The sequence below is a fragment of the Asaia siamensis genome (assembly GCF_014635085.1).
GTDB lineage: Bacteria > Pseudomonadota > Alphaproteobacteria > Acetobacterales > Acetobacteraceae > Asaia > Asaia siamensis.
The window spans coordinates 458,676-478,068 of record NZ_BMCH01000001.1 but is presented as its reverse complement, the minus strand read 5'-3'; the positions used below and the strand labels follow the sequence as shown (position 1 = coordinate 478,068).

The 19,393-nt window shown below is 59.5% G+C and carries 16 protein-coding genes; 6 read left to right on the top strand and 10 right to left on the bottom strand.

Annotation, left to right across the window (positions count from 1 at the left end):
- Positions 1-62: 62 nt before the first annotated feature.
- The 3 genes from cysS to gloA2 are packed head-to-tail and all read left to right on the top strand — an operon-like array spanning position 63 to position 2,585.
- Positions 63-1,418 (top strand): cysteine--tRNA ligase, encoded by a 1,356-nt coding sequence (gene cysS, locus IEV53_RS01975; RefSeq protein ID WP_188425076.1) that lies wholly within the window; start codon positions 63-65, stop codon positions 1,416-1,418.
- Positions 1,415-2,194: an RNA methyltransferase gene (locus IEV53_RS01970; RefSeq protein WP_229719482.1), complete on the top strand. Its 780-nt coding sequence runs from the start codon at positions 1,415-1,417 to the stop codon at positions 2,192-2,194. Before cysS ends, IEV53_RS01970 begins: the two co-directional genes overlap by 4 nt.
- Positions 2,195-2,204: 10 nt before the next feature.
- Positions 2,205-2,585 (top strand): SMU1112c/YaeR family gloxylase I-like metalloprotein, encoded by a 381-nt coding sequence (gloA2, locus tag IEV53_RS01965; RefSeq protein WP_188425072.1) that lies wholly within the window; start codon positions 2,205-2,207, stop codon positions 2,583-2,585.
- Positions 2,586-2,628: 43 nt separating this feature from the next.
- On the opposite strand, the gene IEV53_RS01960 is transcribed toward gloA2, so the two are convergent.
- The 10 genes from IEV53_RS01960 to tkt form a co-directional block, all read right to left on the bottom strand.
- Positions 2,629-4,011, bottom strand: a complete 1,383-nt coding sequence (locus IEV53_RS01960) for an MFS transporter (RefSeq protein ID WP_188425394.1) — start codon at positions 4,009-4,011, stop codon at positions 2,629-2,631.
- Positions 4,012-4,224: 213 nt separating this feature from the next.
- Positions 4,225-5,127, bottom strand: a complete 903-nt coding sequence (locus tag IEV53_RS01955) for a DUF4349 domain-containing protein (protein ID WP_188425070.1) — start codon at positions 5,125-5,127, stop codon at positions 4,225-4,227.
- Between the two features lie 263 nt (positions 5,128-5,390).
- Positions 5,391-5,915, bottom strand: coding sequence for a gluconokinase (locus tag IEV53_RS01950; RefSeq protein WP_188425068.1), 525 nt, complete (start codon positions 5,913-5,915; stop codon positions 5,391-5,393).
- Positions 5,912-6,628, bottom strand: coding sequence for a ribose-5-phosphate isomerase RpiA (gene rpiA, locus IEV53_RS01945; protein ID WP_188425066.1), 717 nt, complete (start codon positions 6,626-6,628; stop codon positions 5,912-5,914). The genes IEV53_RS01950 and rpiA overlap by 4 nt, the downstream gene beginning before the upstream one ends.
- Positions 6,621-7,370, bottom strand: coding sequence for a 6-phosphogluconolactonase (gene pgl / locus IEV53_RS01940; protein ID WP_188425063.1), 750 nt, complete (start codon positions 7,368-7,370; stop codon positions 6,621-6,623). Before pgl ends, rpiA begins: the two co-directional genes overlap by 8 nt.
- A 17-nt stretch (positions 7,371-7,387) precedes the next feature.
- Positions 7,388-8,251: an HAD family hydrolase gene (locus IEV53_RS01935; protein ID WP_188425061.1), complete on the bottom strand. Its 864-nt coding sequence runs from the start codon at positions 8,249-8,251 to the stop codon at positions 7,388-7,390.
- 29 nt (positions 8,252-8,280) lie between these two features.
- Positions 8,281-9,828, bottom strand: coding sequence for a glucose-6-phosphate dehydrogenase (gene zwf / locus IEV53_RS01930; RefSeq protein ID WP_188425059.1), 1,548 nt, complete (start codon positions 9,826-9,828; stop codon positions 8,281-8,283).
- 132 nt (positions 9,829-9,960) lie between these two features.
- Positions 9,961-10,956, bottom strand: coding sequence for a phosphogluconate dehydrogenase (NAD(+)-dependent, decarboxylating) (gene gnd / locus IEV53_RS01925; protein WP_188425057.1), 996 nt, complete (start codon positions 10,954-10,956; stop codon positions 9,961-9,963).
- Positions 10,957-11,047: 91 nt separating this feature from the next.
- Positions 11,048-13,915 carry a bifunctional transaldolase/phosoglucose isomerase gene (locus IEV53_RS01920; protein ID WP_188425055.1) on the bottom strand — a complete coding sequence of 956 codons (2,868 nt, stop codon included), beginning with the start codon at positions 13,913-13,915 and terminating at the stop codon, positions 11,048-11,050.
- A gap of 155 nt (positions 13,916-14,070) precedes the next feature.
- Positions 14,071-16,191 (bottom strand): transketolase, encoded by a 2,121-nt coding sequence (tkt, locus tag IEV53_RS01915; protein ID WP_188425053.1) that lies wholly within the window; start codon positions 16,189-16,191, stop codon positions 14,071-14,073.
- Positions 16,192-16,578: 387 nt separating this feature from the next.
- Here tkt and IEV53_RS01910 point away from each other — a divergent pair, with 387 nt between their 5' ends.
- The 3 genes from IEV53_RS01910 (at position 16,579) to IEV53_RS01900 (ending at position 19,280) form a co-directional block, all read left to right on the top strand.
- The gene (locus IEV53_RS01910; protein WP_188425051.1) at positions 16,579-17,589 is read left to right on the top strand and encodes an MBL fold metallo-hydrolase; all 1,011 of its coding nucleotides are present in this window, start codon (positions 16,579-16,581) and stop codon (positions 17,587-17,589) included.
- Positions 17,590-17,700: 111 nt separating this feature from the next.
- On the top strand, positions 17,701-18,216 hold the full coding sequence (locus IEV53_RS01905; RefSeq protein ID WP_188425049.1) for an ankyrin repeat domain-containing protein: 516 nt from the start codon (positions 17,701-17,703) through the stop codon (positions 18,214-18,216).
- Entirely contained in the window at positions 18,213-19,280 is a 1,068-nt protein-coding gene (locus IEV53_RS01900; RefSeq protein ID WP_188425047.1) for a pyridoxal phosphate-dependent aminotransferase, read from the top strand. The genes IEV53_RS01905 and IEV53_RS01900 overlap by 4 nt, the downstream gene beginning before the upstream one ends.
- Positions 19,281-19,393 lie beyond the last annotated feature (113 nt).

The window sequence follows — 19,393 nt, the reverse complement described above, 5'->3', positions numbered from 1 at the left end:
AGCGTTCAAAGCCGTAAAATAGAGTTGCGCTAGGCGCAGGGCTGACGCATCTACTCTGGATCATGGCCAGCCCTTCCTATTCCCTGTCCCTTCATGACAGCCAGACCCGGCAGAAACAGGTTTTCGTGCCGCTGGATCCTGCCAATGTGCGCGTCTATTACTGTGGGCCCACAGTGTATGATGCCGTGCATATCGGCAATCTGCGCGCCATGCTCAGCGCCGACATCCTCGTTCGTCTGCTGCGTCGGCTCTATCCGACGGTTACTTTCGTGCGCAACATCACCGATGTGGACGACAAGATTACTGCGCGTGCGCAACAGAATGGTGAAGATATTGCAAGCCTGACGGCACGCACCACCATCGCCTTTCATGAAGACGTGGCGGCCCTCGGCATTCTGCCGCCCGATATCGAACCGCGCGCCACGCATCATATCGATGACATGTTAAGCATGATCGCCCAGCTTGTCGCCAATGGTCATGCCTATGAGGCCGAAGGGCATGTGCTCTTTGCCGTTGATCGCTGCGCCAGCTATGGCAGCCTCTCCGGCCGCAGCCCTGACGATCTTCTGGCAGGCGCACGCGTCGAGGTGGCTCCCTACAAGCGCCATCCAGGCGATTTCGTCCTGTGGAAGCCCTCGACACCCGATCAGCCTGGCTGGGACAGCCCGTATGGGCGTGGCCGACCGGGTTGGCATATCGAGTGCTCGGCCATGTCGCATCGCTATCTCGGCGAGAGCTTCGACATTCATGGCGGCGGCGACGATCTGATGTTCCCACACCACGAAAACGAACGCGCCCAGTCGCTATGCTGCCACCCCGGCAGCAGCTTCGCACGCTACTGGCTGCACAACGCCATGCTGCTCTCCAATGGCGAGAAAATGTCCAAATCACTGGGCAATTTCTTCTCCATTCGCGAGGTTCTGACGCGCGCACCCGCAGAAGCTCTGCGTCTGCTTATTCTGGGCACGCATTATCGTTCGGTGCTCGACTTTACCTGGGAGAAACTCGAGGAAGCCAAGCGCATTCTCGACCGGTTTTATCGTGCCCTGGAAAAGACCCCACCAGCAGACACCGGAATAATACCCGATGCCTTCATGCTGGCACTGTGCGATGACATGAACACCCCCCTCGCCCTTGCCTGCCTCCATCCGCTTGCCGATGCAGCCCTTGGTGGTGATGCAGAAGCCTCTGCCTCTCTCAAGGCCTGCGGTGCCCATATCGGCCTTCTGGAAGCCACACCGGATGAGTGGTTTCGTTCGGGCTCCGAGGATACTGCCATCGATGCGCTGATCACCCAGCGTGTTGCCGCGAAAAAAGCGCGAGATTTTTCTCTTGCGGACAGTATCCGCAGCCAGCTTGCCGAACAGGGAATCATTCTTGAAGACACTGCCAATGGCACGACATGGAGGCGCGCATGACAGGTCGTGACGGCGGCGCCGATATCGGGCCGATCGGGGAATTCAGCCCCGTTGTTATTCTCGTCCGGCCGCAGCTGGCCGAAAATGTCGGTACGACAGCACGCGCCATGGCCAATGGCGGGTTGTTTCATCTGCGTCTGGTCGCCCCGCGCGATGGATGGCCGCAGGAGCGCGCATGGTACGCGTCATCAGGCGCCGATCGCATTCTCGATGCGGCGCAGGTTTTCGATACGGTCGATGAGGCCGTAGCAGACCTGCACCACGTCATGGCTACCTGCCCGCGCCCGCGCCACATCGTAAAGACTGTCATGACCGCCCGTGGCGCAGCGTCGGAACTCCGCGCCATTGCCAATCGGGGGCTGAAAGCCGGATTGCTCTTCGGCCCCGAGCGCGCCGGTCTCGATAACGAGGACATGGCGCGCGCCGATGTACTGATACGCTATCCGCTCAACCCTGATTTCATGTCGCTGAACCTCGCCCAGGCCGTATTGATCATGGCGTATGAGTGGTGGATGGCCTGCGAGACCACCCCGCCGCGTACGCTCATGACGAACGAAACCCACGTGGCGACAAAGGGCGAGCTTGAGAACTTCCTCGGTCATCTGACACGCGATCTGGATGAATGCGGTTTTCTGCGCAATGAGCAGAAGCGCCCCGGTATGGTGCGCAATCTGCGCCACCTCTTTCAGCGTGGTGAAGTGACAGAGCAGGAACTGCGCACCATGCATGGTGTCGTCACCGAATTGTCCAATGGCCGCAAAGCCCGTCAGCAATAGGTCTCAGACGATGTTCACCTGCGTCCATCACATCGCAATCATCACATCCGATTATCAGAAATCCCGCAGCTTCTACACCGAGATCCTTGGGCTGAGCATCATACGTGAAGTCTGGCGGGCCCAAAGGCAGTCATGGAAATGCGACATTGCCATCGGCGATACGCAGATCGAGCTGTTCTCCTTCCCAACCCCGCCTTCACGCCCGACACAGCCAGAGGCCGCCGGGCTGCGTCATCTGGCATTTGGTGTCGATAACATGCAGGAAGCGGTCGAGCATCTCGAGCGCCATAACGTAACCTGCGAGCCGGTACGAACGGACCCTTATACCGGCAAGCTTTACACCTTCTTCAGCGATCCCGACGGTCTCCCCCTGGAGCTCTATCAGAGCTGATCGGCTATCCGGGCTAAGGAGTAGTGAGGAGAACGGGCCGCAATCAGACGGCGCGCTCCTCCTCCCGGGCATAATATTCGGAAAGCGGTGGCGCGACCTCTTCCAGTGAGCGGTTTTCGGCATCCACGCCCCAGATCCAGGCCACTGCGCTGGCAATCAGCATCAGGATCGCTGCGACGACATAGCCCATGACAAGCAGGGAAAGCCGTCCGGTGCCGATCAGGTGCCCGAAGATGACGGGTGCCGCAACGCCGCCGAAAAGCGTGCCGACCGCATAGAACACCGCGATCGCAAAAGCCCGCATTTCGAGGGGAAAGAGCTCGCTTGCAGTCAGATAGGCCGACGAGGCCGCTGCCGAGGCGAAAAAGAAGATACAGCACCAGGAGAGTGTCTGACTGGCGGCAGTCAGGGCATGAACGCCCATGGCATAGGCCACAGCCATCATGAGTACGCCCGAAATGGCGTAGCTCAATCCGATCATCCGTCTGCGACCCCAGGTATCGAACCAGCGTGCCAGAATGAGCGGGCCGAAGAGATTGCCGATGGCGAGGGGCAGAATGTACCAGCCAACTGCGCGCGGTGACACGCCATGATATTTCGTCAGCACCATGCCATAGGTAAAGAACACAGCGTTATAAAGAAATGCTTGGGAGATCATCAGGACCAGCACATAGAGCGAGCGTCCGCGATAGCGCTGCACCATGATCCGGATCATTTCGGCCGGGCTGAATACCCCTGCCGGGTAGATAAGGACGGTTGGCAGCTTCTGCCCCCAACCGCCTTCAGGCTCAACACAGTGGGATTCCACATGGCTGACGATGGCATTGGCCTCTTCCACGCGGCGATGGGTCATCAGCCAGCGCGGGCTCTCAGGGACGAAGGTGCGGAGAAAAAGCACCGCCACACCGAGGAGCGCCCCCAGTGCGAACGCCACGCGCCATGCGAGCCAGACTGGAATGATCGCAGAGTTGAGTAACCAGACCGAGCCGATGGCGCCAAAGGCAGCGCCAGCCCAGAATGTCCCGTTGACCATCACGTCCACACGGCCGCGTAGTCGCGCCGGAACAAGCTCGTCAATTGCGGAATTGATCGCCGAGTATTCGCCACCGATACCCATGCCAGTCAGAAAGCGGGCCACGGCGAAGCTGGTCAGATTCCATGAGAGCGCCGAAGCGCCAACACCAACGACATAGAGAGCGAGAGTGAGAAAGAAGATCTGCTTGCGCCCGAGCTGATCGGTCATCCAGCCGAATACAAGCGCCCCCAGCACTGCCCCCGCGACATAGGAGGAAGACGCAAAGCCAATGCCATCGGCTGACAGCCCAAGCGTATCGTCACGCTGCAGCGAGGGCGCCAGCGAGCCGATAATGGTGACCTCAAGCCCGTCGAGGATCCAGGTGATGCCGAGCGCCACAACAATCAGCATGTGGAACCGTGACCAGGGCAGCCGGTCGAGACGCGCAGGAATATCCGTCTCTATGGGCCGGCCATGAATCTTCTTACCGGGCCGCGCGTCTCGATCAGTGGAAAGCTGCAAGGGGCGCCCTCTCTTCTATTACAAAATATTCACTCTCATCTTTTCATGACGCATGGAGGCGGCCAAGGTTCACCGCCTCACAAAACCCTGAGCAGGACCGCCCTATTTACGACTGAACCAGCCGTGACGGATCGCGCGCCTGACAATCAACAGGCCGATGACGACCAGCGGTGCCCAGACCACAGCCTGAATCAGGAAATCCCACAGATCTGCCAGCGTCTCACTAAGAAGCGCACCGCTATCTTTCCAGCGCTGACGCAGGGGCCCTAGATTCTCATGTGCAGACCTATAGGTGACATTGACCTCTTCCGTATCCACCTGACGGGAGAGATCCTTTTTCTCTTTCAATGCGCTTTCCAGCGTACTCTGCGCCTCTGAAAGCTCTTTCGCCACTTTGATGAGGTCATCCGTCTTGCCTGCACTCTGGGCTTCAAGCACCTCGAGACGGTCACGATAGGCGGTCATCTGGGCCAGACGGCGATCGACATCGGTGACTTCTCTATTGAGATCACGCTCACTGGTGCGCAGGCTCTGGGTGACGACAGCATCTGCGGTTTCCCCTGCCAGAGGCGCCGCGGCAATTTTGAGAAACGCCTCGACCTTGTCATGAGGCAAACGCGCCGAGAGCCTCGCCGAACGGTTTTCACTCCCCTCATTCTGGTCTTCTGCATCTTCCGATGCCGAGACCAGCTCACAGCCCTGCTGCGCGAGACAGTAATCACGCAAAGTCGCCAGATGGGCGCCGACCTTGTCTGCCGAAACACGCAAGGCGAGGCTATGCTCATAAGCAATATTGCCCTGACCGACCTTACCCCTCATGGAAAATCGCATCGCTGCGGGGATCGGAGAAGGCGCGTGTTGCAGTGAGAATGACCCGTAGCTCATCTCTGTGCGACGGTTTTCACCATGCCTGTGCTTGCAGCCCGCAAGACTGGCCAGAACAACGCCAAGCACAACCGGTCCCGCCAGTCGCCGCAGGCTGTACCGTATTTTTTGCTTCATCATCAGATTTTCCGAATTGCCAGATTAGGCAAAGAGGATCACGTCCGGGGCCTTTTGGGAAGGTATCGCTCAGCATGACGCGTTCGCGCGACAGCGCACGGTTCCTCAGGCCTGCCGCAAGACAGGAAACTTATCCCCAGATTCGAGGAACAACTCTGCGGATCAGCCTGTGCATAAGCTGTTGACGACAAGGGATAATCCGACGCCCACAGGCGATTGGATCGATCCATAAACTGCTCATGAATCGATCCCTGCACTGACAAAATTCAGGCGCCACGGGCTTTCAGCGACGCCAGAAGCTTGCCCATTACAATCTCCGGAGTGCCAGCACTGTCCACAGTGATGACATTCTCATCCTTGCCCGGCGGCTCCAGTGTTGCAAGCTGGCTTGGCAGGAGGCTTGGGGGCATGAAATGGCCGATACGCTGCTTCAATCGCTCGGCAATCGTGCGTTCGCTCGTCTCGAGATAGACGAATGTCACATCAAGCCCGTTGCGCAGCGTATCACGGTATTTGCGTTTGAGCGCCGAGCAGGTCAGTACGCCCCCGGTCTGCGCATGCATCTTCAGCCATTCATGACAGATCTGAAGCCAGGGCGCCCGGTCGGCATCGTCGAGCGGAATACCGCTATGCATCTTGGCGACATTCGCCGCCGGATGCAGGTCGTCCCCTTCCTGGAAAGGCGTACCAAAATGCTGAGCAAGCCCCTGGGCCACGGTCGTCTTGCCGCAGCCAGAGACACCCATGACGACGTAGAGGCCGGGACCGGCCTGATTTGTCGCCCCGCTCATGCTTTCAGCCTTTGCAGACCGGCCGCGCCGGCCACCAGAACTTCCGAGGTGATATCAAGGAAAAGACCGTGGTCCACGACACCTGTAATGGAGATGATGTGGTCTGCCAGACCGCGCGGATCCTTGATGCACTCGTAATCACAATCGATGATGATGTTGTGATTATCGGTCATGTAAAGTGAGCCGTCTGCATTACGGCGCGGAACGCAGGCTTTCGCGCCTGTCTTGCGCAGCAGGTTCTCGACGCGCTCCCAACCCCAGGGAATGATCTCGACAGGCACGGGCATATGCGTGCCCAGATCGGTGACGATCTTGCTCTCATCGACAATCACAATGAACTTGCGAGCCGAGACGGCCACGATCTTCTCACGCAACAGCGCGCCGCCCCGCCCCTTGATCAGGAACAGCGAGCCCGTCTGCACCTCGTCGGCGCCGTCAATGGCGACGTCGAGATATGGATCATCAGCAAAATTCGTGATGGGGATATTCAGGCTCTGTGCCTGAGCCGCGCTGGCCTCCGATGTCGGGATAGCGCGTATCTTGAGCCCTTCACGACGGACGCGCTCACCGAGCGCATCGATCATGAATTTCGCCGTGCTGCCCGTCCCGAGGCCCACAGCCATGCCATCCTGGATATAGGAAATGGCATGAGTAGCAGCTTCACGTTTCAGTTCTGCGACGCGAGCAGCGGCGTCTTGAGCGATCTCAACCATTCTGAAGCTCTCCTGCAGCGGCCTTGTCGACCAGGAACACAACCTCACCTTCGGAGGTGATATGCGATGCCGGAAGCGATTCATCGCCGCTGCGAACCCGTGCCAGCATCTCGGCCTTGCCTGCCCCCTCGATCAGGAACACGACATTGCGGCTCGAATGGATGGCGGGATAGGTCAGCGAAACACGGTCATGAGGCGCGTTATCTGGCGTGCAGGCAGCGACCCATTTCGTCTTTTCCTGCAGGATCGGCTGACGCGGGAAGAGCGAGGCGGTATGCCCGTCAGGGCCCATACCCAGCATGACGACGTCAAAAAGCGGCTTGCCCGGGGTCAGATGATGGCTGCCATACAGGTCCTGCAGAGCGCTCTGATACCAGACCGCATCCTGCTCGGCCGTACCATCGGCAGGAATAGGGTGTGCATTTTCGGCAGGTAGATCGACATGCTCAAGCAGCAGCTCGTCCGTCATGCGATAATTGCTGTCGTCATGCGTGAAGGGCACATGACGATCATCGCCGAAGAAAATATGGGTCCGGCGCCACGGGAATTTCGAGGCATAAGCCGGCTCAGCCATGATCTTGAACAGACGCTTGGGCGTCGAGCCGCCCGACAGCGCCACGACGAAAGGCCCGTCGGTCTTGGCCAGAGCCTGATCCAGCAGCCACTGGGCCATCTTCTGGGCGACGGCTTCGCCATCCTCCAGAACGACCACGCGGGCTGAAGTCACATCGTGTCCACTCATCTTATCATTCCTTTATGTCAGGCCGCGCCGGGGGCCCTGGGAAGGACGAAGCGCCGCATGGCTTCTGCCCATCCATCTGCATCGTTGTGCCCTGTTGTCACATGGGCATGCGCACTGACCTCTTCGGTCGCGTTGCCCATGGCAATCCCTAGCCCGGCGATTTTGAGCATCGGCACATCATTGGACATGTCGCCGATGCAGGCAACCTCACTCATCGGGATGCCCAGACGCTCGGCCAGAGCACGCGCGGCAAAGCCCTTGTTCGCATCCTTGTGCGTGATATCGAGATAATAATTTGACGACCGGTGTACGCTCGCCTCGCCCTTGAGCATGGCGCCGATCTCAACTTCCATGCGCTGCAGCAACGCGAAATTGCTGCTGGCGGCCATGATCTTGCCAACGCCCTCGCGAAACGGCTTGAAGTCGGGCACGACGACAGGGTCGATACCGACCGATCTGCGCTCATGCTCGACATAATAGGCGCCAGGATCGCGAATCAGCCATTCGTGACCACGGAACAGCCAGGTATCCACCTGGTGCACCGAAAGCGTGTCGCACGCCGCATCGACGCAGGAGGCGGGGAGTGACAGGGTCGAGAGAATCTCGTCGTCCGGTCCCACGATCAGCCCGCCATTTAGCGCACCGAATGGCGTATCGAGACCTAGCTCCCGATGATAACGCAGCATGCCCTCAGCCGAGCGCGAACTCACGAGGCAAAGCTTGATGCCCGCCTCGCTGAGCTGCTTCGCCGCCTGTTGCGTCGATTCTGCCAGGTTCTTGTCAGGACCGATCAGCGTGCCGTCGATATCCGAGACAACCATGCGAATGGTGGATGCCATGGGCGGCAGGGCTGCGTGGATGGCATCCAGATCATGTGTCATGGGAGTTCCTGTCTTGGCGCGAAAGTGCGTCAGTTGTTCAGATCGAGCCAGCGACGCCCGCTGCGTGCCAGCAGTTCATCGGCCTCACGCGGGCCATCAAGGCCACCCGGGTAGAAGCAGAGCGGCGATTTATCGGCGATGTTCTCCTTGAAGGCGGGTTCGACGATACGCCAGCCCTCTTCAATGGTATCGGCGCGCTGATAAAGCGTCTGGTCACCGATCATGCAGTCATAGATCAGCGTCTCGTAGCCCGTGCTCGGCCCCTCGCTGAACCAGTCGGAATAATCGAATTTCATGCGCACACCGCCGAGACGCACCGACGGACCAGGCACCTTGGCCGAGAACTGCATGGTCACGCCTTCAGTCGGCTGGATGTGCAGCACCATGATATTGGGCGTGAGCTTGTCGACGGGCGTGTCACGGAAGAGAGCGAACGGCGCCTGCTTGAAGTGGATCGCGATTTCGGTCTTGCGACGACGCAGGCGCTTGCCCGTGCGCAGATAGAACGGCACACCAGCCCAACGCCAGTTATCGATACGCAGCTTCATCGCGACATAGGTCTCGGTCTGACTGCCCATCCCGACATCGGGTTCTTCACGATAGCCTCGCAGCGCTTCGGCCTCATCGCCCACGCCGAACGAACCGCTGACATACTGCCCGCGTACCACTTGGCTCAGATCGATTGGCTGGATGGCACTGAGCACTTTGGCCTTCTCGTCACGCACGGCTTCGGCGTCAAACGAAGTCGGCGCCTCCATGGCGACCATCGACAGCAGCTGCATCAGATGGTTGGGGACCATGTCGCGAATGGCACCCGTGCTTTCGTAAAAGCGACCGCGACGTTCGACACCGACCGTCTCTGCTGCCGTAATCTGCACGTGGTCGATGTTCTGCCGGTTCCAGAGCGGCTCGAAGAAGCCGTTCGAGAAACGCAGGGCCAGGATGTTCTGCACCGTCTCTTTGCCGAGATAATGGTCGATGCGGTAGATCTGGTTTTCATCGAGCGAACGCTGGAGACGCGCATTGAGCGCCTTAGCCGATTCCAGATCTGCACCAAAGGGCTTCTCGATGATGACGCGACGCGAGACCGTATCGGTCTGTTCGGCAAGACCGGATTCCCCGAGGAGGTCGACAATGGGACCGAAGAAACGCGCGGCCACAGCGAGATAGAAAACAGCAGAGCGATCGCCCAGCTTTTCCTTCAATGCCTGGAACGTTGAGATTTCCTCGAAAGAACCGCGCAGATAGGTGATGCTCTTGGAAAGGCGATCCCACACATCCTGACGCAGCACTGTGGCGCTGGTCCCGCGCTTGCTGACGAAATCATCAAGGGCAGCGCTGAGTTGCTCCAGCAGCCCTTCTGTCGTCATCTCGGCCCAGTCGACCACGATGATGGAGAAATCCTCGCTGAGCAGACCAGCCACGTCCAGATTATAGATAGCCGGAACCAGAAGGCGTTTCGTCAGATCGCCGCCACCGCCGAAAATGACCATGGAGCCCGGAGGGGCCGGGCGTACGCCGCGCGGCGCCTCTGAATTGGACAGTGCCGCACGCGCTGAAGCGGAAATCTCGACCATATGCCAAACCTTTTTAGTCGATAAACTGAAAGCCGGAGTGCAAGCAGGAGCGTTACGGCTCCCGCTGACATTCTGGCCAAGAGTGTAGGAATAAAAAAAGGGCCGGGACCAGAGCGGTCCCGGCCCGAAATGTCACTTCTTCTCGACGTGACCGCCGAAGCCGAAGCGCATGGCAGAGAGGATCTTCTCTGCGTAGTTGTTGCCGCTGCGCGAGCGGAAGCGTGTGAACAGCGATGCCGTCATGACCGGAACCGGCACCGACTCTTCGATGGCCGCTTCGATCGTCCAGCGACCTTCACCGGAATCAGCCACTTCGCCCGAGAACTCGGAGAGGGATTCATTCTTGGCGAGCGCATCGGCCGTCAGATCGAGCAGCCAGGACGAGACGACACTGCCACGACGCCACACTTCAGCGATATCGGCCATGTTCAGGTCGAAGCGCTGGTCTTCCTGCAGGACGGGGGAGTTCTTGGACTTCATGACGTCGAAGCCTTCGGCGAAGGCCTGCATCATGCCGTATTCGATGCCGTTATGGACCATCTTGACGAAGTGACCCGAACCAGCCGGACCACAATGCAGATAGCCTTCCTCAGCGCGGGGATCGAGGCCTTCACGGTCGCGACCGATCGTGCGCACGACGTCACCCTTGCCGGGTGCCAGTGCCTTGAGGATCGGGTCGATATGATCGGCCGAGTCCTTGGTGCCGCCGTACATCATGCAATAGCCGCGATCGAGGCCCCAGACGCCGCCCGACGTACCGACGTCAATGTAGTGAATGCCCTTTTCCATCAGCTCGTGCGCACGACGGACATCGTCCTTGTAGTAGCTGTTGCCACCATCGATCACGATATCGTCCTTACCGAGCAGGCCGCGCAGTTCCTGCACGCAGGCTTCAGTGATCTCACCAGCCGGAAGCATGACCCAGACGATCTTGCGCTCTGCCGTCAGCTTGCTGACCAGATCGGCGACAGAGTTCGAGGCGATCGCACGGCCCTTTTCGGCACGGTCGAACGTCTTGGTCACAACTTCAGGCGTGCGGTCGAACAGCACGACGTCATGACCATGACGGGTCAGGCGCACTGCAATGTTGCCGCCCATACGGCCAAGGCCAACAATACCGATTTGCATCTTCAAAACTCCTGCACAGTCTTCCTGTGCCCTCTAACTACCACGTCAAAAAACAATCCGCCCCGTTGGAGCGGGGCGGATTGCGTCAGTCTCAGACGGCTTTCTTGATGACCGCTGCCAGTTCGGCAAGGCCAGCTTCGAGCGGTCCCTTGATGTGCACGCGCAGGGCACGGCGGCCACGTTCGGAAAGCACATCGAAATCGCCACGTGCCTGAGCAGCCTTCACCACACTGAAAGTGAAGCGTTCACCAGGGACGCTCAGATCGGCATGATCGTCAGCCGTGATCTGCAGGAACACGCCACTATCCGGGCCGCCCTTATAGGCCTGACCGGTCGAGTGCAGGAAGCGCGGGCCGAACTCGGCAGCCGTTGCAACCTTCAACTGGTCACGCAGATCGAGGCGAACGTTCTGGATCCACTCGCGTGTCTTCAGATCGCGCTCGACATAAGCCAGAACACCCACATAATCGCCCGCCTTCACGCGGCCGAAATGGGCCTTCAGGATCGCCAGCGCATCGCCGCCGCCAAGCGCCTTGGCGTTGGCATCGTCAGCAAAGAACTCGAACGCACCCGAGGTTGCGAACGGTGTCTCAGGCGGAAGCTTGCCCGTCTCGTTGAAGGCAGTCGTGAGCTTCTTGGTCTCGATCTTGCTGAATTCCACATCCGGCTGATCAAACGGGTCGATCGCGAGAACCGAACCGGCAACTGCCGTGGCATATTCCCAGTGGAAGAAAGCCTGAGCGATATCGAGCTTGTCGGCCAGATCGATCGTCACAACCGGCTCACCTGCTTCCACGAGAGCGGCGATTGCCTTCTCCTGGTTGGGGCAGGCTTCACCCTTCAGACGCAGATAGGCGAAGACGCGATCCTTGCCATAGACGGCAGGAGCCCCGAGGGTCTCGTCGTCGATGGGAATCAGGCCCGTGCCCTTCTTGCCGGTCGATTCAGCCAGAAGCTGCTCGAGCCAGGCGCCGAGATCATAGATCGCAGGCGATGCGATGATCGTCACCTTGTCGCGGCCGAACTTGGTTGCGGCAGCGCCGAGGATGGCACCGAGCTGGAGCGCAGTGTTCTGCGCGGGCGGGGTGCTGGCCGAAGCTTCTTTGACCGAACGCAGCGCTGATTCGAGGAATGCGCGCACGTCCAGACCGGCAGCAGCGGCAGGAACCAGACCGAAATTGGACAGAACCGAGAAACGGCCGCCAATCTGCTTTTCGCCGTAGAAGATCTTCCAGAAGCCATCCTTCTTGGCCACTTCTTCCATATGCGAGCCCGGATCGGTCACGGCGACAAAATGTGCGCCAGGAGCCGAGCCGAGTGCCTTTTCGGCAGCAGCGAAGAAATAGGCCTTCAGAATGTTCGGCTCAAGCGTACCGCCCGACTTGGACGAAACGATGAACAGGGTCTTCTTGAGGTCGACGGCATTTTCATACGTCTTGACCTGCTGCGGGTCGGTGCTGTCGAGCACATGCAGCTTCGGGAAGCCTGCGATGTGACCGAAGGTCTCGGCAATCACTTCCGGACCGAGGCTCGAACCGCCCATACCGAGCAGCAGCACGTCGCTGAAGCCCTTGGCCTTCACCTCGCTCGCAAACGCCTCAAGCTCAGACACATGGGCCAGACGCTCATCGACAATGTCGAGCCACTTCAGCCACTTGGCTTCGTCGCCGCCGGTCCATACCGTCGCGTCCTTGGCCCAGAGCTTGCGGCCCTTGCCGGTCTTGCGCCAGTCTTCGAGCACCGCATCGGCTGCGGCTTTCAGGTCGGCTGGAAGCTCGGCCTTCTGCTCAATCAGTTTGGACCCGAGAAACGTGGCCTGCTTGTTTGCTACCGCCCCAAGCAGCTGGTCGAAAGCGTCGCAGAACGAAGCGCAGCCTTCTGTTACGAGAGTCTTGGTGACACCGTCGAGGTCGAGACCCAGCTTGGCCTGCTGCTCGATCACCTTGAAGGCGTCTTCGACGTTTTCGGTCAGGCTGGCGCGCAGCTTGCCGTGATCGCGGAAGGCATCGAAAGTTGCCGGCGGAATGGTGTTGACCGTGTCGGCACCGATCAGTTCTTCAACATAAAGAACATCGGAGAAGGTCTTGTCCTTGGTGCCCGTCGAGGCCCAGAGGAGACGCTGCGGCTGGGCACCAGCGGCGGCGAGCTTCTTCCAGCGCTCGGAAGCAGTGACTTCCAGATAATGCTGATAGGCAACCTTGGCGTTCGCGATAGCGACCTTGCCGCGCAGGGCCTTGAGGGCTTCTGCGTCCTTGTCGCCTTCCTTGACGCGACGATCGATGGCGCCATCGATCTTGCCGTCGATGCGCGACACGAAGAACGAGGCAACGCTGGCAATCTTGCTGATGTCCTTGCCCGCTGCATGGCGGATTTCGAGGCCCTTGATATAGGCTTCGAGGACATTCTTGTAGGCTTCGAGCGAGAACAGCAGCGTGACGTTGACGCTGATGCCTTCAGACGTGACTTCCTGGAATGCCGGGATCCCTTCGGGCGTGCCCGGGATCTTGATCATCAGATTTTCTTCGTTGACGGCGGCCCAGAGGCGACGGGCTTCGTCAGCCGTAGCCTTGGTCTCGAATGCGAGATAGGGCGACACTTCAAGGCTCACATAGCCGTCGAGACCCTGGGTCTGAACGAAGACCGGGTGCATGACCTTGGCGGTAGCCTGAATGTCGGTGATGGCAAGCTTTTCGTAGAGTTCGCCGGGAGAGAGGGTTTCGGCGGCCAGCAGATCCTTGATCTGGGCGTCGTAATCCGTGCCGTAGCCCATCGCCTTTTCGAAGATGGCCGGGTTTGACGTCACGCCACGCAGGCCGTCTTCGTCCACCAGCTTCTTGAGGCTGCCATCGGCAGTATAGGATCTCTGGATGAAGTCCAGCCAGGGTGACTGGCCAAAATTGGAAAGATCACGCAGCGGGTTCCCGCTCGTAGCGGCACCCTGCTTCTGTTCGACGTCCATGACGTACTCCTGTCTGTCCACCTGACGGGCTCCCTGTGGACACCCGTCTCAGCTCAGGTCGGCCTTCCGACCCTGACCTCATGAGAGGGGGCCATAGCACGCTGTGGCCCCAGAGGCCTGACCGCCGAGGAAGCGGTCAGGCCCCGGTAGTCGTCTTACTTGCGAGCAGCCTGCTCACGCGCTGCGTCATACACCTTCTCCGGCGTGAAGCCGAACTTGGTGAGCAGCGCCTTGAGCGGAGCCGAAGCACCGAAGCTGTTCATCGCAATGATCGAACCGCCGATGCCGGTGTAACGATCCCAGCCGAAGGCAGCAGCCTGCTCGACAGCCACACGTCCCTTGACGTCCGGCGGCAGCACGCTGTCCTTGTAGGCCTGATCCTGCTCTTCGAAGAGATCGAAGGACGGGAAGGAAACGACACGCGCCTTGATGCCTTCTGCGGTCAGCTTCTCATAGGCGTCGACCACCAGAGACACTTCCGAGCCCGAAGCCATCAGGATCACGTCCGGCTTGCCTTCACAGCTGGCGAGCACATAGGCGCCCTTGGCGAGGTTGGAAGCGCAGGCATACTTGCTGCGATCCAGCGTCGGCAGGTTCTGGCGGCTCAGGATCAGCACGGCGGGCTTGTGCGTCATCGGCATCAGGGTGCGCCAGGCTTCAGACACTTCGTTGGCGTCTGCCGGACGAATAGTCATGATGCCAGGTGTTGCACGCAGCTGAGCAAGCTGTTCGATCGGCTGATGGGTCGGACCGTCTTCACCAACGCCGATCGAGTCATGCGTGAAGATGTAGGTGACCGGCAGTTCCATGAGAGCCGACAGACGGATCGGAGCCTTCATGTAATCAGAGAAGATCAGGAAGCCCGAACCATAGGCGTGCAGACCGGCCAGCGCCAGACCGTTGCAGATCGAGCCCATGGCATGTTCGCGAATACCGAAATGGATATTGCGACCCGCATAGGTGCCACCCCACTGCGGCGGCTGGAACGACCCTGCACCCTCAAAGGTGAGGTTGGTCTTGGTCGACGGCGAAAGGTCAGCCGAACCACCGAGCATCCAGGGGACGTTCTTGGCAACGGCGTTGATGACCTTGCCCGAGCTTGCGCGCGAGGCAATGCCCTTGGCGTCTGCATCCCACTTCGGAATATCCTTGTCCCAGCCTTCTGGCAGGCGACGTTCGAAGATGGCGCGCAGCTCTGCGGCTTCCTTCGGATATTCGTTCGTGTAGCGGTCGAACAGGGCATGCCATTCTGCACGCGCCGTAGCGCCACGCTTGCCGAGACCTTCCTGGAAATGCTCCAGAACGCCTTCCGGCACATGGAATGCGTCGGTCCAGGGCCAGTGATAGGCCTTCTTGGCACCGGCGATTTCTTCTTCACCCAGGGGCTCACCATGGGCCGAAGCCGTACCAGCCTTCTTGGGGGCACCGAAACCGATGATCGTGTGCATGATGATCAGGCTCGGACGGTCCTTGACCGAACGGGCTTCTTCAAGCGCCTTGCTGACAGCGGCGATGTCATTGACATCGTTGACGGTCACAACATGCCATTTGTAAGCGTGGAAGCGCTCGGCAACGTTCTCGGTGAAGGCAAGGTTGGTCGAGCCTTCGATCGAGATCTGGTTCGAATCATACAGCCAGATCAGGTTGCCCAGACCCAGATGACCGGCCATGGAAGCTGCTTCGGACGAAACGCCTTCCATCATGTCGCCGTCACCACAGAACACGTAGGTGTGGTAATCGAACAGGTCATAGCCAGGGCGGTTGTAATGGGCTGCGAGATATTTCTCGGCCATTGCCATACCGACCGAGTTGCCACAGCCCTGGCCCAGCGGGCCGGTCGTGGTCTCGATGCCCGCCGTGTGGCGGTATTCCGGGTGACCCGGGGTCTTGGAGTTCAGCTGGCGGAACTGCTTGAGGTCTTCAAGGGTCAGCGACGGGCTGTCGAGAACCTTGTCCTTCACCACATCGCGGATGCCGGTGAGATAGATCGTCGAATACAGCAGCATCGAAGCATGACCAACGGACAGCACGAAGCGGTCGCGTGCCGGCCAGAGCGGATCTGCCGGATCATATTTCAGGTCGTTCTGCCAGAGCGTGTACATAACAGGAGCCAGCGCCATCGCCGTTCCCGGATGGCCTGAATCGGCCTTTTCCACACCATCCATCGACAGGGTGCGGATAGTGTTGATGCTCAGCTGCGCGATGTCAGAGACATTGGCGCCGGCCGCTCCACCTGTTTCCGCGCCAAACGCGGACGGGTTGCTTAAAGAACGCATCAAAAATCGACCTCCGAATTAACTCTCTGCGATGGAAAACCATCCGCCGGACAGACATCAATGTTCAAGACCGGTTTGCTGCCTGAGACAACCCCACCAGGGATCCTTTTCGCATAGGCGACCACGCAGAATTGGCGACCACTCTCACCTCTCATGGCCTGGCCACGGGGAGAAGATCACCAGAACACCCTGAACATACGCCTGCGTGATGACGATGTTCCGCTGCGCCGCACATATTGCCTCAAAATCCCGACAGCATTGACACCAAACTGAAACCTACCGGCCCGGCAATACATTGCGTTGCGCATAAGACGCCTATTGCCCACATTGTGCTAGAGCCAAACTCTTCACGACTGCTCGACCACACGAAAATTTGCAGGATTTGCGGTGAAGCCTTTTCCAGAATCCGATCATTGCGACGGCCGGAGTTTTCATAACCCGGCCTCTTATCGCCTTTCCCCTCCCTTGCAGGCTCCCCCGGAACGCCCGTCGGTCGAACCTGACTTCACGAGTATCCTCTCCTGGCAAAGAAGCCTGCGGCTCCGATGGCCGAACGATGTTCCGACTTTCTCACCCGAGCCTTTTCCCGAACTTGCGCCGGGCGAGATTTCTGCCAGCTTCATCAACCATTCGAGCTTTCTGATCCGCATCGGTCGGGCGGGAGAACGCCCACTCGCCATTCTGACAGACCCCATCCTGTCCGAACGCTGTTCCCCTTTTCGACATCTCGGCCCCAGACGGGTGGTGCCTCCTGGGCTGGCTTTCGACGCCATACCGGCGATCGACATCATTCTCGTGTCTCACTGTCACTACGATCATCTCGATCGCCCGACACTCAGACGATTTGGCCGGCGTGACAGGCCGCTTTGTATCGCGCCGCTTGGCAATAGGCGCCATCTGCGTGGTCTGGGCTTTTCCGCCGTCGCCACGCTCGACTGGTGGCAGGAATTTCGTATCGACCCGATCACAATAACGGCAATTCCGGCCCTGCACGGCTCGGCCCGCACACCATTCGACCAGAATCGGGCGCTATGGAGTGGCTTTCATATTGGTACAGGGCTGAAGAGCCTGATTTTTGCAGGCGACACGGCCCATGGCCATCATTGGGCCGAGATTAACAGCCGCCTGGGTGCGCCGGATCTCGCCCTGCTTCCAATTGGCGCTTACGAGCCGATCTCGCTCATGCAGCCGGTGCATATGACGCCCGAGCAGGCCGTCGAAGCCGCCATGCTGCTTGAAGCCCGTCATGCGGTTGCCATGCATTTCGGCACATTCCAGCTTACAGATGAAGGATACTGGGAGCCGGGAGGCCGTCTAGAACGCTGCCTCAAATCCACGGGCAGAGACCTCTCCTGGTTCAGCTTGCCGGAGCGAGGGCAGAGCCTGCGCGCGCCCTGACCAGCCACAGGCAGGGCGAAAGGCCGCATATGAAGAAAAGAAATGCCTGAGCTTCCGGTTCTACGGACGCTCGGCTATTCTGGAAAGGATATGACAGCTTCAGGCTTTTCCATGACCGAAATGATGCCGGCAGGCAGTTTTTCGCCCGAGCAGATAACGGCGCTTTTCATCGATGCGGCACGCATTGGCGACACCGATATGCTGACCCAGTTTCTCGATGCCGGAATGGCGGTCGATGCGCAGGATAGCCGCGGCTATACGGCGCTCATCGTCGCCGCCTATAACGGGGTCCTGCCGGCTACCGCCCTGCTTCTGGAGCGTGGCGCCGACCCGAACAGACAGGATGCCAAGGGGGCAACGGCCCTTTCGGGTGTTGCCTTCAAGGGTCATCTGGCCGTGGCGGAACTGCTCGTCAGCGCTGGCGCCAAACTCGACATCCCGAGCCATCTCGGACGCACCCCCCTCATGTTTGCCGTCATGTTCGGCCGACAGGATATGGTGAGCCTTCTTTTGTCTCATGGAGCAGACCCCGACCAGCGTGACGCCGAGGGTCTGTCTGTTCGCGACATCGCTGAAACCCATGGCCAGAAACATCTCTTCACTTCTGACATGGCGAGTTCCTCATGAGCCGCTTCTGGAACCCCCTCGTAGCGGATCTGCATCCCTACATCCCGGGCGAGCAGCCGCAATTCACCGATATTCTGAAGCTCAATACGAACGAGCTTCCCTATGGTCCCAGCCCGGCCGCCCTTGAGGCGATGAAGAACGGCTGCGACGACACGCTGCGTCTTTATCCCGACCCCACGGCACGGGAATTGAGGTGCGTCATTGCCGCAACCTATGGCACGACTGAAGACCGGGTATTCGTCGGCAATGGCTCGGACGAAGTGCTCGCCCACGCCTTCCGTGCCCTGATTTCGCCCGATGCCCCCATGCTTTTCGCCGATGTGAGCTATGGCTTTTATCCGGTTTATTGCGGGTTGTTTGGCCAGCCCTATCGCGAGATCCCGCTCAATGAGCGCTTCGAGATCGATATCGAGAGCTACACCATTGCCTGTGGCGGCATTGCCATTGCAAATCCGAATGCCAACACCGGCCACGCAGTGTCGCTCGAGGCCTTGTCACGCCTTGCGATGCTTCAGCCGGACCGGACAATCATCATCGATGAAGCCTATGTCGATTTCGGCGCTGAATCCGCCATCCGACTGACTGACGAACACGACAATATTCTCGTCGTGCAGACACTCTCGAAATCACGTGCGCTGGCGGGGCTTCGGGTAGGCTACGCCATCGGCCATCCCGATCTGATTGAAGGCCTTATCCGCGTCAAGGACAGCTTCAATTCCTACCCGCTCAGCCGCCTTGCCCAGGCGGGCGCTGCCGCTGCCATCGCCGATGAGGAATGGCTCGAGCACACAACGGGGCAGGTCATGGCGACGCGAGGACGTTTTGTGCAGCGCATGGCCGGGTTGGGCTTTGACATTCTGCCGTCCTGTGCCAATTTTGTTCTTGTGCATCACCCCGCCCACCAGGCCAGCACGTTGCTGGCGGGTCTGCGGGAGCGCCACATCATCGTGCGACAGCTCAGTGCGCCACGCATTCGCGACTGGCTTCGCATCACGATCGGCACGGATGAAGAAATGAACCGGCTGATCGAGGCACTTGCCTCCATGGGTCTGACGTCGCGCTGAAATCAGGCGCGCGTCCTGCCCTTCCAACATGACCGCAACCGGACCCGCCCTGACGCCAAGCTGCGCCAGACGGATTCCGGGTAACGACACACTCTGGCCTGTACCAGAGCAGA